The following is a 16,492-nucleotide window of genomic DNA, read 5'->3' as shown; positions in this document are numbered from 1 at the left end:
TTTCAGGTAAAATCATATTTGATTAAAACAAAGGTAAATCGTTTTACCAAAATAAAAAGGATGTTCATCCAATTTAAAGAAATCGGCCTGAATCAGAAAGAAGGTAAGGGTAGTGCAATGAAAAAGAAGAGGTTGCAAAAAAAGAAATTAAAAGAAAAATCTGCCAAGATATTAAACGCTATGGAAAAGGAAGCTTAACTTTAAGTATACTCCGTTGCCTAACACTACAACGGGAGGCGACAGCTCTATTCCCTACTTTATCCGATGAAATGATTTAAGATAAAACAGAAACAAATAAAAATGGGTAGCGCAAACTACCCGTTTTTATTTTTATACCTTGGAAAGATTATTGTTTCTGAACAGTAAATGCAGCTACAAATGTGTCATCTTTAAAAAGTGCAAGCTTATCGCCATCAATTTTATATTTATTGGCATCATTTAAAGCTGTTGACACTTCGTTTTCGATTCTCATCGCATCCGGCGAACATGCCTTTTTTGTTGAAACAACCGTAAATGTTATACCGTCTTTTCCAAAAAGCATGTAGCTGCCCGCAAGATTGTTGCAACCCAAAAAACCGCTTATATTTTTAGTTGAGTCATTTAATATCATGGAAACGATCCTAACTCCAGGAGGCGGATTGTAAGGCATATTTCCAGCGTATACCAGTTTCCAATCTGTTCCAGCTAAAGAAGAATTCTTGTTACGATTCTTTTTTTGGGCATTGCTGTGCGAAAATGAAAGCAATGCAGCTGTTAAAATAAGAAACGAGTACAGTAGTTTTTTCATGTTGCGAAATATTAGGCGGTCAAGATACGGAAAGGCGGCCAATTTGAAAATTTGAAAATATGAGAATTTGAAAATGCTTTTGGTGCGTCATGGCGATTTTTTTATTTGCCCTCCGATATCGGTGAGTTTATTTGTAAAATGTCCGGCTGCACAGAATGAATTTTCAAATTTTCAAATTAATTCAAACAACCTGATTAACTTTTAAATAAACAGAAAAAATTTCAGACGTATTATTTACATTTAACACTTAATAAAAAAAGCTTGTCACAATGCATCGCAGAAAATTCATTAAGTTAAGTTCCGCCTCGGCCGCAGGCCTCACCATTCTTAATTTTCCTGTGTTTGGAAAAATGGCCCCCAGTAATAAAGTTGTATTGTCTGTGATGGGCGTCAATAGCCGGGGAGCATATCTCGCCGAATGTTTTTCCAAAATGCCCAATGTGGAGATCGCTTACATCTGCGATGTTGAAGATAAAGCCATTCAAAACGGGTTGAATGCATTGAAAAATGCACCACGCAAACCAACTGTTGTAAAAGATATACGCAAACTTGTTCAGCAAAAAGATTTTGATGCATTGGTAGTTGCCGCACCTGATCACTGGCATGCTCCTGCTGCAATATTGGGCGTTTCCAATGGGAAACATGTGTACGTAGAAAAACCATGCGGACACAATCCGTATGAAGGCGAGTTGCTTACAAAAGCTGAAACAAAATTTGGCAAACTCATTCAAATGGGTAACCAGCGCAGATCAATGCCTACATTGATACAAGCTGTGCAGGAAGTACGAGGTGGCATCATCGGCAAACCTTACTTAGGAAAATCATGGTATACCAACAATAGAAAATCAATTGGCATCGGGAAAAAAGTTCCGGTTCCTGCCACGCTCGATTTTGAATTGTGGCAAGGTCCTGCGCCAAGACGCGATTACCAGGACAATCTGGTTCACTATAACTGGCATTGGTTCTGGCATTGGGGCACATCTGAAACCTGCAACAATGCTACACACGAGCTTGATTGTTGCCGCTGGTTCCTGGATGCTGAATATCCAACAAAAGTGACTTCTGCCGGTGGTAGATATGCGTTTAAAGACGATTGGCAAACACCAGACACACAGATCGCGAGCTTTGAATTTGGCAATGATAAAGCCATTACGTGGGAAGGAAGAAGTTGCAATAATTTTCCCGTAGAAGGCTCAGGACGGGGCTTTGTTATTTACGGAGATAAAGGTTCACTGATCAACAAGGGTGGTAGTGACTACGCCATTTATGATGCCAGCAATAAACTGATCAAGCAAGTAAAAAGCACTTCTGTTGTAGAGGCGGGGAATACATTAAGCGCAAGTGGCAACGATGATTTGTTTCACCTCGACAATTTCCTTCAAAGCATTCGTGGCGAGGCGAAATTAAATTCTCCGGTAAGTGAGGCGCACAAAAGCGTATTGCTTTGTCATCTGGCGAATATTTCACAAAGAACGGGACGCACGTTGAATTGCGATGCATCAAACGGCCATATTCTGAACGATAAAGACGCGATGGCATTGTGGAGAAGAACGTATGAAAAAGGCTGGGAACCGGTGGTTTAATTTGAAAATTTGGGAATTTGAAAATTTGAAAATTGTAGGGGCGAATTGCATTCGCCCGGGCGATACGTTATGAATGTTTTAATGTTTTTAATGTGGTTGAATGTTTGGAATGTGCAATCGTTTAATGAAATGCATAAAATTCAAATCAACGGATTTGCGCAGGGAACAACCTATCACATTACGTACTACGCGGAAGATAGTTCGATACACCAACTGCAGGTTGATAGCATATTAAACAGCCTCGATAGCTCTTTGTCAATTTACAAACCATATTCAGTCATTAGCCAATTCAATGCATCTGCCAGCGGATGTAACATTGATAAGCATTTGAAAGCGGTTGTAAAAAAATCATTAGACACATACGAGCAAACGAACGGATTGTTTGATATTACCGTTTTGCCGCTTGTGCAGGCATGGGGATTTGGAAATAAGAAAAATGTAGACGACCCGGATAGCGCCGTTATTCAATCGTTGTTGCCATGCATAAGTTCAAAGTTGCTGGTGTTGGAAAGTAATTTTCTGCGAAAATTAAAGCCATGCGTGCAGATAGATGTGAACGGCATTGCACAGGGATATAGCGTGGATGTGTTGAGCGATTTTTTCGAAGCAAACGGTATTCGCAATTACATGATTGAAGTCGGTGGTGAGATAAGAGTGAAAGGAAAAAAATATCCGGAAAACACTGCCATGAAAATAGGCATAGAAGCGCCGCAGAGTGATTTTGATAAAGAACATTTTCAAAAAGTGATAAGCCTGGATAGTGGCGCAATAACTACTTCGGGGAGTTATGGAAAATATCACGAGTCGGGAGGGAAGAAGGTGTCGCACATCATCAATCCGAAAACAGGCTATTCTTCGCAAAACGAATTGATAAGTGTTACGGTGTTTGCAAAAGATGCCATTACCGCCGATGCTTATGACAATGCGTTAATGTTAATGGGACTTACACAGGCGATAAAATTTGTAGATGGTAGAAAAGATATGAGAGCATATTTTATCTACGAGATTGGCGGTGCTATTAGAGATACTGTAAGCGCTAATTTTAAAGATTTTAATTCACCCCTAAGACACTAAGGACACTAATCCACACAAGGGCTGCTCTTAGTGAAACTTAGCGTCCTTAGTGCCTTAGTGGTAAATCTGAAAGTTGAACGTTTAAAAAGTTTAAAATGGATCGAAGAGGATTTATCAGGAACGGAAGTATAATGGCAGGAGGATTGCTACTGAGCAATCAACTGTTGTATGCAAATACTTTTGCAGCCGGCATTATTGGTTGCGGCGACAGAGGCAAGGGTATAATGTCCGTATTGAAACAGTTAAGCGATAATTTCACAATAGTTGCTATTTGTGATGTACTAGATTTCAGAATTGAAGAGGCAAAAAAAGTCGATGTCACAAATAATCCAAAAGTCTACAAAGATTACAAAGCATTACTCGACGATAAAAATGTTCAGTCGGTTGTAATAGCCACGCCACTTTCCGAGCATTACAAAATAGCTGTCGATGCATTAAAAGCAGGCAAGCATGTTTATCTTGAAAAAACGATGACCTATTCCATTGATCAGGCCATTGACCTGGTGAAGCTTTCTAAAAGCCACAGTACACAGGTGTTACAGGTTGGTCACCAATACCGTTATTCTCCTTTGTATTTTTCTGTAAAGGAAATGATACAAAAAGGTTACCTCGGCAAAGTGGTGCAGATAGATTGTCGTTGGGATCGTAACCGGAACTGGCGAAGACCGGTACCTTCACCTGAGTTGGAAAGAAAAATCAACTGGCGCATGTACAAAGAATATTCCGGTGGCTTGGTAGCAGAGTTGCTATCGCATCAAATTGATTTTATCAACTGGGCATTTGATACGCATCCAAACGAAGTGGTGGGCGCTGGGGGCATCGATTTTTACAAAGACGGCAGGGAAACAAACGACAATGTGCAAGCCATTCTGCGATATAATAAAGACAACATGATCGGCAACTTTGGTGCAACCTGTGGCAATGCGCACGATGGTTATATTTTCAAAATAAAAGGCACAAAAGGCGCAGTACATTTGTTAACCGACGACGGTGTTTTTTATCCTGAAAAAGGAAACGACGCGATGCATGAAACCGTAGACGGCGTTACCGGTGCCACTAAAATTGTAGAAAGAAATGACGGGGGCGTTTCGTTGGTAAAAGAAAAACTGAAAGACGGCACATGGTATGCTTTGAAAGACTTTTATAAATCTATAACGGAGAAATCCATTCCTGCATCTAACATTATAACTGGCGCGACAACAGCTGTGTGTGTGCATCTTGCAAACAAAGCAATTGATTCACGAACAACGCAAAATTGGCAAACAACCTATAATTTTTCCAGATAACTAAAAGAAAAAACAAACAACAATATGAAACTTACCCGCTCGATAATGATACTCGCTTGCAGCGCATTTATTGTTCCGGCTTTTGCACAAACAAAAACTTCCGGATGGACCAATTTGTTTGACGGCAAAACTTTAAATGGCTGGAAACAGGCAACAGGAACAGCAAAATATGACATAGTAAATGACAATATAGTCGGCACAACGGTTGCCGGTTCGCCCAATTCATTTTTGGTAACTGAAAAAGAATATGGTGATTTTATTTTGGAAGCAGATATCAAAATTGAAGATTCTACTTTTAATTCCGGCATTCAATTACGCAGTCATTTTGATCCCGAAGGAAATGAAGGTAAAGGTCGTGTGTATGGCTATCAGGCTGAAGTAGACGGCTCTTCAAGAGCATGGTCGGGCGGTATTTACGATGAAGCAAGAAGAGATTGGTTGTATCCTCTTACGCTGCATCCTGAAGCGAAGAAAGCATTCAAACTGAGCGGCTACAATCACTATCGCATTGAATGTATTGGCAGCGAGATTCGCACGTTTGTAAATGGACAGTCTGTTGCTTATCTCGTTGACGATGCCGATAAAAAAGGGTTCATCGGTTTACAGGTACACGCCATTGGTAAGAATGACAAAGCTGGTAAGAAAGTTTACTTCAAAAATATTCGCATTCAAACCGCTAATCTAAAACCGGCTCCATTTGCGAAAAATATTTTTGTGGTAAATAAGCAGTTGAACACTTTAAGTGGCTACGAAAAAAGCAATGGCTGGAAATTATTGTTTGACGGGCAAACTAGCAACGGCTGGAAAGGCGCTTATAAGCCAGGGTTCCCTGACAAAGGCTGGAAAATTCAAGAAGGCGCTTTGACCGTTCTTTCATCCGAAGGAAAAGAGTCTGCAAATGGTGGCGACATTGTAACAATCGATGAATACAAAAGCTTTGATCTTTCGTTTGAATTCAAACTTACTCCGGGTGCAAACAGTGGAGTGAAATATTTTGTGACACTTAGTGAGAATAATGAAGGTTCAGCAATAGGTCTTGAATATCAGATTCTGGATGATGAACTGCATCCTGATGCGAAGTTGGGGCGCGATGGAAATAGAACACTGTCTTCTTTATATGATTTGATCACCGCAAAAAAAGATCCGCGCTTTGTTCGAAAGATAGGACAGTGGAACACAGGACGCGTTGTGGTGTTGCCTAATAATCATGTTGAGCATTATCTCAATGGAATCAAAGTGCTTGAATATGAAAGAGGTTCAAAATCTTTCCGCGATCTGGTTGCGATCAGCAAATACAAAGTATGGCCGAACTTCGGTGAAGCTCCAAAGGGGCACATTTTGTTGCAGGATCATGGTAATGAAGTAAGCTTTAGGAATATTAAAATAAAGACCTTAAAGTAATTGAAAATTGAAAGTTGAAAATTGAAAATGGTGTGGGCGAATCGCATTCTTTCTTTTTGAAAAGCTTGCTGGTAAATTCGGCAAGCTTTTTTCACATAAAGCCGAACTGCATGATTTGAGGATTTGGTTATACAGCTCCCGCGTTGATTATAAATTAATATTGCTAAGCTCCCATTCCTCTGCAGCCTGTGATAACAGTTCAAGATCTTGCATTTCTTTTTTGGTCAAGTTCGAAAACCCTTTTTTTAAATAGATTTCTATTTGACTCAAGATTTTAGAGTAACGCTCTTCGTTTGTAATTTTTTCTCTTTCCATTGTTTACTTCCAATGTGTATTATAATACCCAAACATTGTCCGGTGGATTATTAGGCGGCCATAAGGGGAATAGTAGAAAATAAAATAAAAAAAGCCGCTTCAATTGAAGCGGCTTTTTTGTTGCCCGACCTGGATTCGAACCAAGACAAACTGAACCAAAATCAGTTGTACTACCATTATACTATCGGGCAATCCGTAAATGGAGTGCAAAAATAAGGGAACAGTACATTCACGCCAAAACAAATTTCAAACTTTTTCGAAAATTTTTTCTGATAACTTTAAAAAAAATTATTCTATGGCACTAAACAAGGCTATTATAGCAGAATTAGAACACGAAGCGGCAGGAACTAGAAGAGTGTTGAACAATTTACCGGAAGAAAATTTGAGCTGGCGACCGCATGAAAAATCCTACACCATTAGCTATCTCGCTCAGCACATTACGCAATTACCAGTGTGGGTAGTAATGACAATCAAGCATTCCGAACTGGATTTGTCAAAAGGTTTTGATAGAAAAAAAGCAGAAACCAAAGCGGATATTTTAGCGCTTTTCGAAGAACATTTGGCTACTGCAAAAGAAGTGCTTCAAAATGTTACCGACCAAGAAATGGAAGAGAAATGGACATTACGAAATGGAGACAATGTGATGTTCACATTACCACGGAAAATAGTTCTACGATACATGGTGCTTAATCACATCGTTCATCACAGAGGGCAGCTCACTGTTTATCTGCGGCTACTTAATATTCCTGTGCCGGGATTGTATGGCCCGAGTGCGGATGAAAAGTAAATTTAATTGAAAATTGAAAGTTGAAAATTGAAAATGGTTTTAGATTGTTGACCCATCATTTTCAACTTTCAACTTTCAATTTTCAATTACCTTTGTCTCTTCATGTCAACAACACTTCAGCGAAAAATAGGACTGGTACAGGCGTCGGCTATCAACATGATCGATATGGTGGGAATAGGGCCATTTGTTGTAATGCCATTGGTAATAAAAACAACAGGTTCTCATTTGTTTTTATGGGCCTGGATATTAGGCGCGGGAATATCTTTAATAGATGGAATGATATGGAGCGAATTGGGGGCCGCATACCCGCTAGCCGGAGGCAGTTATAATTTTTTAAAAGAAGCTTATCCTTCAAAATGGGGTAAGCTTCTTTCTTTTTTATTCGTTTGGCAAACATGCATACAGGCCCCGCTTGTCGTGGCTTCTGCGTCTATTGGATTTTCGCAGTACTTAAGTTATCTCGTGCCATTGGGAGATATTGAGAGAAAGATTGTATCGGGTTCTCTCGTTATTTTGACAACATTTTTGTTATACAGGAAAATAGAAACGATTGGTAAGATATCTGTGTTTTTGTGTAGCGGTGTTTTTATTACTATAGGCTGGATCATTTTTGGAGGCTTTACAAAAGGTACTGTCGCCTACACATTTTTGCCGGAAGGAAATGAAACGCTTTTCTCATTTGCCTTGTGGGCATTACTGGGACAAGCTTCTGTTAAAACAGTGTACAGTTACCTCGGGTATTACAATGTTTGTCATTTAGGTGGAGAGATAAAAGAACCGGGAAAAAATATCCCACGCAGCATATTTATTTCCATCATTGGTATTGCGATACTATATCTTTTTATGAACGTGAGTATCGTAAAAGTAGTTCCATGGCAGGAAGCTATGGAATCAAAGTTTTTGGTAAGTACGTTTATTGAAAAGCTATATGGTTACACGGCTGCAAAAGTGGCGACAGCACTGGTTTTGTGGATCGCTTTTGCTTCGTTGTTTGCCGTAATGCTTGGCTACTCCCGTGTACCTTATGCGGCTGCAGTTGACGGAAGTTTTTTCAAAATATTTGCGAAGCTGCATCCAACAAAATCGTTTCCTTATGTATCGTTATTGTTTCTCGGAGGCGTGGGCCTGATCTTCAGTTTACTCTTCAAATTATCTGATGTGATCAGCGCCATTTTAGCAATGCGCATATTGGTGCAGTTTATAGCACAAGCGATAGGGGTTGTGTTGTTGAGAAAAAGAAAAGGAACTGATCAATTGCCTTACAAAATGCGGTTGTACCCGCTGCCTGTTATCGTGTCAATTGCAGCGTGGCTCTTCATCTTATTTTCAACTGGCTATTTCGCTTTGGGAGGTATAAGCATCGCTGCAGTAGGAGTGTTGGTGTTTATTGCGACGCATAAATCGATAGGCAAACTGTAACTGAATAACTGATGTTGATTGTTCATAAAACATCAGTTATTCAATCATTGTCTACACCGCCTTCACCAAATAATAATTCTTTTTACCCTTTTGTATCAGCAGGTACATGTCATGCAACAGCAATGAATCGTTTATAGCAAATTGTTGATCACCAACTTTGTTTCTGTTGATGCTCACACCGCCACCCTGTACCATTTTGCGGGCTTCGCCTTTGCTTGGAAATATGTTGGTCTCTGCAAGAAAACTTACGATGTCAACACCTGCTTTCAATTTCTCCAACGGGAAATCAATTTTCACAACACCATCCATGCCCTCCAAGTCTTCCAATGAAAGCGACTCTGCTGGCGCATTTTGCTGAGAGAATAATTTTTCAGTTGTTTCTACTGCTTTCAAATATTCAGTTTCCCCATGCACAAAAGTTGTTACTTCTTTTGCAAGCCTGGATTGCAGAACTCGTTTGCTTCTGTCTTTATCGTGCGCTTCGGTTAAGGCATCAATTTCTTCTTTCGGAATGAAAGTGAATATCTTGATCCATTTTATTACATCCTCATCAGAAGCCTTCAACCAGAACTGGTAGAATTCGTAAGAAGAAGTTTTTTGACTGTCCAGCCAAACGTTTCCCTTTTCTGATTTACCAAATTTTCCGCCATCTGCTTTGGTAATAAGCGGGCAGGTGAAAACGAAAGCCTCGCCACCGGCTTTACGACGAATCAGCTCAGTTCCGGTTGTCATATTCCCCCATTGGTCGCTACCGCCCATTTGCAATTTGACATTCATGTTTTTGTACATCCAGAAGAAATCGTAGCCCTGCATCAGCTGGTAAGCAAATTCAGTATAGCTGATTCCGGTTTCTCCTTCAATGCGTTTTCTCACGCTATCCTTAGCCATCATGTAGTTCACAGTAATGTGTTTTCCGGCATCGCGCAGAAAGTCTATAAAAGAAATGCCCTGAAACCAATCATAGTTATTGGCAATCACGGCGGCATTTGGTTTCGTTACATCAAAATCCAGGAATTTTTCCAGCTGGTTTTTAATGCCGTTCACATTTTTTTGCAGCGTTTCGTTATCGAGAAGATTTCTTTCATCACTTTTCCCGCTCGGGTCGCCAATCATGCCGGTGGCACCCCCAACCAGCGCAACTGGTTTATGCCCAGCCTTTTGTAAATGTACGAGCAGTATAATAGGTACTAAACTTCCAATGTGTAAGCTGTCGGCAGTAGGGTCAAAGCCGATGTAGCCAGTGGTCATTTCCTTAAGCAATTGTTCCTCAGTTCCAGGCATAATATCCTGAATCATGCCTCTCCATCGTAATTCTTCTACCAGGTTCATATCTTTGAATAATTTCCGCAAAAGTAAATTAATCAGTTAATACAACTATAGTGTGCAATAATTACATTTCCGGAACGTTTGTTTTTTTGCTTATCGGATGTCTTTTTTCTGCCCAGAATTGTCTGATTTATAAAGGCAGAAATGCAGCCTTTAGCAATGAAATAGCATCTTATATACTTATAAAAATTCAATTATCTTAGAAAAACTGAATGCATGAAGCATGTAATGAGGCAGCTTTTATTGTTTTTTGTCCTTTTCCAAACTACTGCTGGGTTTGCACAGTTCCGCAAATATTCCAACGAATTTTTGAATATCGGTACGGGTGCAAGGGCGTTGGCAATGGGTAACGCCCAAATTGCGAGCGTTGAGGACGGTACCGCCGGTTATTGGAACCCCGCAGGCCTGGTGAATGTAAAAAATGCTCCCCAGGTGAACCTGATGCACGCTGAATACTTCGCGGGTATAGGAAAATACGACTATGGTAATTTGGCAATCCCTTTAAATGACGGCAAAAGAACGCTGGGCATTTCTGTTTTAAGATTTGCAGTGGATGACATTCCTAATACAGTATTTTTAGTTCAGCCCGACGGAACACTCAACTTTGACAATATTACCACCTTCTCTTCTGCAGACTATGCCTTTCTTTTTTCTTTGGCACAAGAAGTTGAATTGAAAAATGAAAGTAAATTCAACTTCGGTGTTAATGCAAAAATAATACACCGTAAAGCCGGCGATTTTGCCACTGCATGGGGCTTCGGTTTTGATGCAGGTGTGCAGTATCAATCTGGCAACTTAAAGTTGGGGGCCGTTGCAAGAGACGTTACAACAACTTTCAACGCATGGTCATACAATATCGGCGAGCAAATGAGAGAAGTTTTTTACGTAACAAACAACGAGGTTCCTGTAAAATCAACTGAGCTTACCGCTCCCAAATTGATCCTGGGCGGAGCTTATAATTTCAATATTTCTAAGTCTTTTAACTTGCTGGCGGAAGCAAATCTTGATGTTACTTTCGATGGAAAACGTGGAACAATTGTTAGTTTTAATCCGGTAAGTATAGACCCGAAAGTTGGGCTCGAAGCATCTATCAATAATGTGTTTTTTGTAAGAGCAGGTATCAACAATTTTCAAAAAACACTGGATGATGCCGATACCACCAACACGAAAAAAGTTTGGATTTATCAGCCAAGTTTAGGGGCTGGTTTCAAAGTATCCAATGTTCAAATTGACTACGCTTATACAAATCTGGCCAACCAATCCAATCCTCTGTATACGCATGTTTTTTCTCTAAAACTTGATCTTAAGAAAAAAAGCGGAAAAAAATAAGTATTTACTATGCAAAAAAAGACAGGTTGTCATAAAAGGAACTGCTTAACACTGCTTTTGGTAATGCTTTGCTTTGCCACGATGGCCCAACAATATGGCAACGAATGGATAGATTTTACTAAAACTTATTACAAGTTCAAAGTGTACAAAACCGGGTTGTACCGCATTCCGGTTTCTACATTGGCAACTGCGGGCATAGACGGTGCTAACGCAGAGGACTATGCGCTGTACAAAAACGGGAAAGAAGTTCCCTTATATACATCATCTGCAACAGGAAAGCTTCCTGCCAATGGGTACATTGAATTTTGGGCAACTACAAATGATGGTGTTCCCGATAAACAATTATATAGAGATCCGGTATACCAGCATTCAACAGCTGTAAGTCTTTTTGAGGATGCTGGAACATATTTTTTATTAGTTCGTCCGAATGTTGCTGCCAATGCCCGTTATAACACATTGAATAATGATGTAAGCAATCCAGCCTTACCAGTTGAGCCATACTTCATGTGCACGCTGGGCGGCTATTTTAAAGACAAAATTAATCCCGGCTTCTACCAGGACGTAGGCGAGTTTGTATATTCATCTTCTTATGACCAGGGCGAGTTCTGGAGCACAGCTGATATTGGAACAAAAGCTACCTATAATGCGCCTGCATTAAACAATATGTTTTTATATTCAGGAAGTGGTGCACCCGACGGCTCGATAAAATATGGAGCGTTCGGTAACAATATGCGCTACAGTCGCAGACTTGATGTGAAGGTCAACAACAGTGTTGTAAGCTCTTCACAATTAACCCTGGAATCTGATGTTGTGCGAACTGCAACGGTCCCACTTTCAAATTTTAATACTGCTTCAACTACAGTTTCTTTTTATAATGCTGCTGACAGCGCTAACGATAGAGTAGTTGTTTCGTTTTATGAACTTACTTATCCGAGACAATTCAACTTCGGCGGCGTATCAGACAATTTTCAGTTTAATCTTGCTCCTAACAGCAACGGCTATTATCTTGAAATAACCAACTTTAATACGGGCAATGTGGCCCCGGTTTTGTTGGATATCACAACTCAAAAGAGATATGTTGGTGATATAGCTACAGCAGGTAAGGTAAAGTTTTTACTGCCTCCTTCTTCCACCATTTCAACATTCATTTTGGCAAGCCAGGCTGGTGGGCAATTTGCAACTATAAGTACACTTACTCCCAGACAATTTGTTGACTATTCAAAAGCTGTAAACCAAGGGGATTTTCTGATCGTCAGCAACCCTGTTTTGTATACGGGTTCGAGTAGTAACAATCCTGTTCAGGACTATGCTAATTATAGAAGCTCCGTTAATGGGGGAAGTTTTAATGCAAAGGTGGCTGACATTAATGAGCTGACAGATCAGTTCGCTTACGGCATTACATATCATCCGTCTTCTGTAAAAAATTTTATAGCATTTGCAAGGAACAAGTTTACAACAGTTCCGAAAGATGTTTTATTGATTGGTAAAGGGGTTAACTACGCGGAAGCGACCCCTAATCTGGGAAGTACGCTTTTGAGCCAATTATGCCTGGTTCCAACGTTTGGTAATCCGGCCTCGGACAATATGCTGAGTGCAAATGGGGTTACTTCTCCGATTGTAACGGTTCCCATCGGCCGCCTTTCTGTTATTACCGGAAAAGAGGTGGAGGATTATTTGCAGAAACTTGTAGAGTATGAAACGCAGCAGCGGACAGCGCAAAATACTATTGCTGATAAACTTTGGATGAAGAACGTGCTTGAGCTTACGGGCGCAGATGATGATTTAACCGGTCCTTTGTTGTGTCAGTATGTGGGTATTTACAAAAATATTATTGAGGACACATTAGCCGGAACAAAAGTGACTGTATTCTGTAAAACTACGATAAACAATGCGGGGCAGGATGTGGCGCAAACAATCTCGAATTTGTTTGAAAACGGAATGAGTTTGCTAACGTATTTTGGCCACTCAGCGTCGACTTCATTAGCATTTAATTTAAGCGATCCTCAGAATTACAATAACGCCGGTAAATATCCTATCTTTTCAGTGAGTGGTTGTAATGCAGGGAATGATTTCTCACTTACTTACTCCCGTTTAACAACGTTGGAGACGATCTCGGAAAAATTCACATTGGCGAAACAACGTGGTGCTATTGCTTTTGTCGCCAGTACACACTATGGTATAGTTCAATATTTACATCCTTACCTCATAAATTTTAGTGATGACGTGCGTTCTAAAAACTATGCGCAATCGCTTGGAATTATAAATAGGGAAGCTCTAAAAGCGTCCTATCTGAGCCAACAAGACTTTTATTCACGTTTTCACGCAGAGCAGATATTAATACATGGGGACCCGGCAATTAAATTCAATTTTCAACCTAAGCCAGATTATGTAATTGAGGACCCGCAGGTGCTGATAACGCCGTCATTTATTTCTCTGGCTGAAGGAAACTGTAAAGCGTTTATAAGATTGTATAACCTGGGAAAAGCCGTTAAAGATTCCATCACTCTTGAAGTAAAACATATTCACGCCGACGGAACATCAACTGTGCTGTACAGGCAAAAAATGAAAGGTATTTATTACAGCGATTCTGTAACAGTTCCTATTCCTATTATTGCTTCAAAAGATAAAGGAACGAATAAGGTTGTCATCACCATCGACGCAGACAACGTGGTAGACGAAGTATCGGAATCAAACAACAGTATAACAAAGGAGTTTTTCATTTATGAAGACGAAGCAAGACCAGCTTATCCATATAACTATTCAATTGTAAATACGCAAGGTCAAAAGCTGTATGCATCCACATCAAATCCTTTTAGCGAAGCAAGAGATTATGTGATGGAAATTGATACCACAGCATTGTTTAATTCTGGGATGAAGCGTCAGGTTAAATTGAACAGTGTGGGTGGAGTTATTGAGTTTAACTCGGGATTAAATTATCTGGATAGTGTTGTGTATTATTGGCGTGTGTCCATTGTTCCGCAAGCGGGAGATCAGTATCACTGGAACATGTTCTCTTTTATCTATTTAAGCAACAGTACGCCAGGATTCAACCAATCCCACTATTATCAACATCAGGAATCAGCAGCTGATTCGATGTCGATAAACTCCAACAGAGCCTGGCAATATGCAAGCAGTTCTGTTACGATGGATGTTACAAGCGGTGTGCTGGGTGATGCATGGCAAGGACCGGCAGATTTTGTTATGGGTTCTTCAAGAAACTTGTTTATTCAGAACGCATGTGGTTTCGGGATTGTATTCAATGTTTTCGATCCGATTACATTTAAATTGTGGAAAAATCCGAGCGGGCTTTATAATTCAAAACCACTTTGTGGAGCTGACAGATTATATAACTTCCAATATGATATAAGTAGCCCAACAGGAAGAATAAACGCATATAATTTCCTCAATTCAATTCCCGATAAAGCATATGTGGTTGTCAGAGTGTCAATGGGAGCTCCCTTTGTGTATGGTACCACTGGCGTTACTTACGCAAAAAACTGGCAAGATGATACAACAGTACTGGGCCATAACAAATCTCTTTACCATAAATTACTGCAAGAAGGATTTATTAATATTGACTCATTCAACGCGGTCAGAACATTTATATTAATTTACAGAAATAATGATCCTTCGTTTGTTGCAAAGAGTGCATTTAGTATCGGTACGTCTGACCATGTGACTTTGTCTGCAACAGGTCAGATCGAGGACTATGAAGGAGACGTGGTTTCACCAACCTTTGGTCCGGCAAAAGCCTGGAAACAATTTCATTGGCGCGGTAATAGTACAGAAACTCCCTCCAAGGATAGTGTAACTGTGCAGCTGATAGGAGTGGATAATAATAACAATGAGACCTTACTTAAAACGTTGCAAACTTCAGACGCTGATGTGGATATTTCGTCCATCGACGCAAAGAGTTATCCTAATCTCAAGTTTAGAATGTACACGAAGGATTCTGTGTCGATCACACCATATCAGCTAAAATATTGGAGAGTAAACTATGATCCTGTTCCGGAAGGGGCAATTGCAGCAAACATGTACTTCAAGTTTAAGGATACACTTGATATAGGCGAAAAAGTGCCTCTGGCCGTGGCTTTTAAAAACATTAGCCAAACGAAGTTTGACAGCATCCTGGTGAAAATGACGGTTACAGATAAGGACAATGTAGCTCACGTTATATCACTCCCTAAAACGAAGCCTTTGATAGCAGGGGACACCGTTACGTTAAAGTATGATGTTGATACAAAAGACTTCAGCGGAAACAATACAATGTATGTAAACTTCAATCCGGATTTTAACCAGCCTGAAGCGTATTTGTATAATAACTTCTTCTACAAGAACTTTTATGTGAAGGGAGATAATACCAATCCGATGATGGATGTAACCTTTGACGGTGTACACATTTTGAACCAGGATATCGTTTCCGCGAAACCTCATATTCTTATAAAGCTTAAGGACAATGCGAAGTATTTATTGTTGAACGATACATCGCTGCTAAAAGTAAGAGTGAAGTTCCCAAGTCCCGATGGAGGTATTACCCCTGGCGAAATTCGTTCATACAAATATGACAACGATACCCTGCGATTCATACCGGCTCAAAGTGCATCAGACAATACGGCCAGCATAGAGTTTACGCCATCATTTGAAAATTCTTACAGTAGCGATGGCGACAATTACGAACTGATATTATCCGGAAAGGATAAGAGCGGCAACGCAGCGGGGCAGGTTGATTACAGAATTGGTTTTACTGTAATCAGTAAACCAATGATCTCTAATCTGCTCAACTATCCGAATCCGTTTACTACTTCAACGGCGTTTGTATTTACGATTACGGGAAGCGAAATTCCGCAGCAGTTTAAGATCCAGATATTAACGATAACAGGAAAAGTAGTCAGAGAAATTACGAAAGATGAACTCGGTCCACTGCACATTGGTAGGAACATTACAGAGTTTAAATGGGATGGAACTGATCAGTTTGGCCAGCGCCTGGCAAACGGCGTTTACATTTATCGCGTAGTAACAACTTTGGATGGAAAGAAAATGGATAAATACAAAGCTAAAGGAGACGATACAGACAAGTTCTTCAATAGCGGCTATGGAAAAATGTATTTAATGAGATAAGAAATAAAGATTCAAAATACGAAAGCGTCCTTTAACCGGGACGCTTTTGTATTTATTTTCTGGTTCA

At 40.1% G+C, this 16,492-nt stretch carries 12 protein-coding genes and 1 tRNA gene; 9 read left to right on the top strand and 4 right to left on the bottom strand.

Annotated elements, in window-relative coordinates; all coding sequences use genetic code 11:
• Positions 1–60: 60 nt before the first annotated feature.
• On the top strand, positions 61–198 hold the full coding sequence (locus QJ048_RS09070; protein WP_282334021.1) for a hypothetical protein: 138 nt from the start codon (positions 61–63) through the stop codon (positions 196–198).
• A gap of 148 nt (positions 199–346) precedes the next feature.
• On the opposite strand, the gene QJ048_RS09065 is transcribed toward QJ048_RS09070, so the two are convergent.
• Positions 347–787: an META domain-containing protein gene (locus QJ048_RS09065; protein WP_282334020.1), complete on the bottom strand. Its 441-nt coding sequence runs from the start codon at positions 785–787 to the stop codon at positions 347–349.
• Between the two features lie 269 nt (positions 788–1,056).
• Between QJ048_RS09065 and QJ048_RS09060 the strand changes: the two genes are divergently transcribed.
• The 4 genes from QJ048_RS09060 to QJ048_RS09045 all read left to right on the top strand — a co-directional run bounded on the left by QJ048_RS09060 (position 1,057) and on the right by QJ048_RS09045 (position 6,131).
• Complete coding sequence (locus QJ048_RS09060) at positions 1,057–2,370, top strand: Gfo/Idh/MocA family protein (protein ID WP_282334019.1); 1,314 nt, start codon at positions 1,057–1,059, stop codon at positions 2,368–2,370.
• 129 nt (positions 2,371–2,499) lie between these two features.
• A complete protein-coding gene (locus tag QJ048_RS09055; protein WP_282334018.1) occupies positions 2,500–3,444 on the top strand; it encodes an FAD:protein FMN transferase in 945 nt (314 codons plus the stop codon).
• Positions 3,445–3,539: 95 nt separating this feature from the next.
• Complete coding sequence (locus QJ048_RS09050) at positions 3,540–4,730, top strand: Gfo/Idh/MocA family protein (RefSeq protein ID WP_282334017.1); 1,191 nt, start codon at positions 3,540–3,542, stop codon at positions 4,728–4,730.
• 24 nt (positions 4,731–4,754) lie between these two features.
• Positions 4,755–6,131, top strand: coding sequence for a 3-keto-disaccharide hydrolase (locus tag QJ048_RS09045; protein WP_282334016.1), 1,377 nt, complete (start codon positions 4,755–4,757; stop codon positions 6,129–6,131).
• 147 nt (positions 6,132–6,278) lie between these two features.
• Here QJ048_RS09045 and QJ048_RS09040 read toward each other — a convergent pair whose 3' ends face one another.
• Both QJ048_RS09040 and QJ048_RS09035 read right to left on the bottom strand, forming a co-directional pair.
• Positions 6,279–6,446 carry a hypothetical protein gene (locus QJ048_RS09040; RefSeq protein WP_282334015.1) on the bottom strand — a complete coding sequence of 56 codons (168 nt, stop codon included), beginning with the start codon at positions 6,444–6,446 and terminating at the stop codon, positions 6,279–6,281.
• A gap of 120 nt (positions 6,447–6,566) precedes the next feature.
• Positions 6,567–6,637, bottom strand: a tRNA-Gln gene (locus tag QJ048_RS09035).
• 104 nt (positions 6,638–6,741) lie between these two features.
• Here QJ048_RS09035 and QJ048_RS09030 point away from each other — a divergent pair.
• A complete protein-coding gene (locus QJ048_RS09030; protein ID WP_282334014.1) occupies positions 6,742–7,233 on the top strand; it encodes a DinB family protein in 492 nt (163 codons plus the stop codon).
• A gap of 102 nt (positions 7,234–7,335) precedes the next feature.
• A complete protein-coding gene (locus tag QJ048_RS09025) occupies positions 7,336–8,652 on the top strand; it encodes an APC family permease (RefSeq protein ID WP_282334013.1) in 1,317 nt (438 codons plus the stop codon).
• Between the two features lie 51 nt (positions 8,653–8,703).
• On the opposite strand, the gene tyrS is transcribed toward QJ048_RS09025, so the two are convergent.
• Positions 8,704–9,981: a tyrosine--tRNA ligase gene (gene tyrS, locus QJ048_RS09020; RefSeq protein ID WP_282334012.1), complete on the bottom strand. Its 1,278-nt coding sequence runs from the start codon at positions 9,979–9,981 to the stop codon at positions 8,704–8,706.
• Positions 9,982–10,194: 213 nt separating this feature from the next.
• Between tyrS and QJ048_RS09015 the strand changes: the two genes are divergently transcribed.
• Together QJ048_RS09015 and porU2 are read left to right on the top strand one after the other, a co-directional pair.
• Positions 10,195–11,307, top strand: a complete 1,113-nt coding sequence (locus tag QJ048_RS09015) for a putative type IX sorting system protein PorV2 (RefSeq protein ID WP_282334011.1) — start codon at positions 10,195–10,197, stop codon at positions 11,305–11,307.
• Positions 11,308–11,316: 9 nt separating this feature from the next.
• Entirely contained in the window at positions 11,317–16,425 is a 5,109-nt protein-coding gene (gene porU2, locus QJ048_RS09010; protein WP_282334010.1) for a putative type IX secretion system sortase PorU2, read from the top strand.
• Positions 16,426–16,492 lie beyond the last annotated feature (67 nt).

The organism is Pinibacter soli, from assembly GCF_029961145.1.
In the GTDB taxonomy this organism is placed as follows: Bacteria; Bacteroidota; Bacteroidia; order Chitinophagales; family Chitinophagaceae; genus Pinibacter; species Pinibacter soli.
This window is presented reverse-complemented; position numbering and strand designations above follow the sequence as displayed.

What these genes read in the sequence shown, in the direction of transcription:
- QJ048_RS09030 (WP_282334014.1), top strand. Translation starts at nt 6,742, where the DNA reads ATGGCACTAAACAAGGCTATTATAGCAGAATTAGAACACGAAGCGGCA.
- QJ048_RS09045 (WP_282334016.1), top strand. Translation starts at nt 4,755, where the DNA reads ATGAAACTTACCCGCTCGATAATGATACTCGCTTGCAGCGCATTTATT.
- QJ048_RS09025 (WP_282334013.1), top strand. Translation starts at nt 7,336, where the DNA reads ATGTCAACAACACTTCAGCGAAAAATAGGACTGGTACAGGCGTCGGCT.
- QJ048_RS09050 (WP_282334017.1), top strand. Translation starts at nt 3,540, where the DNA reads ATGGATCGAAGAGGATTTATCAGGAACGGAAGTATAATGGCAGGAGGA.
- QJ048_RS09055 (WP_282334018.1), top strand. Translation starts at nt 2,500, where the DNA reads ATGCATAAAATTCAAATCAACGGATTTGCGCAGGGAACAACCTATCAC.
- QJ048_RS09060 (WP_282334019.1), top strand. Translation starts at nt 1,057, where the DNA reads ATGCATCGCAGAAAATTCATTAAGTTAAGTTCCGCCTCGGCCGCAGGC.
- QJ048_RS09015 (WP_282334011.1), top strand. Translation starts at nt 10,195, where the DNA reads ATGAAGCATGTAATGAGGCAGCTTTTATTGTTTTTTGTCCTTTTCCAA.
- QJ048_RS09070 (WP_282334021.1), top strand. Translation starts at nt 61, where the DNA reads ATGTTCATCCAATTTAAAGAAATCGGCCTGAATCAGAAAGAAGGTAAG.
- QJ048_RS09065 (WP_282334020.1), bottom strand. Translation starts at nt 787, where the DNA reads ATGAAAAAACTACTGTACTCGTTTCTTATTTTAACAGCTGCATTGCTT.
- tyrS (WP_282334012.1), bottom strand. Translation starts at nt 9,981, where the DNA reads ATGAACCTGGTAGAAGAATTACGATGGAGAGGCATGATTCAGGATATT.
- QJ048_RS09040 (WP_282334015.1), bottom strand. Translation starts at nt 6,446, where the DNA reads ATGGAAAGAGAAAAAATTACAAACGAAGAGCGTTACTCTAAAATCTTG.
- porU2 (WP_282334010.1), top strand. Translation starts at nt 11,317, where the DNA reads ATGCAAAAAAAGACAGGTTGTCATAAAAGGAACTGCTTAACACTGCTT.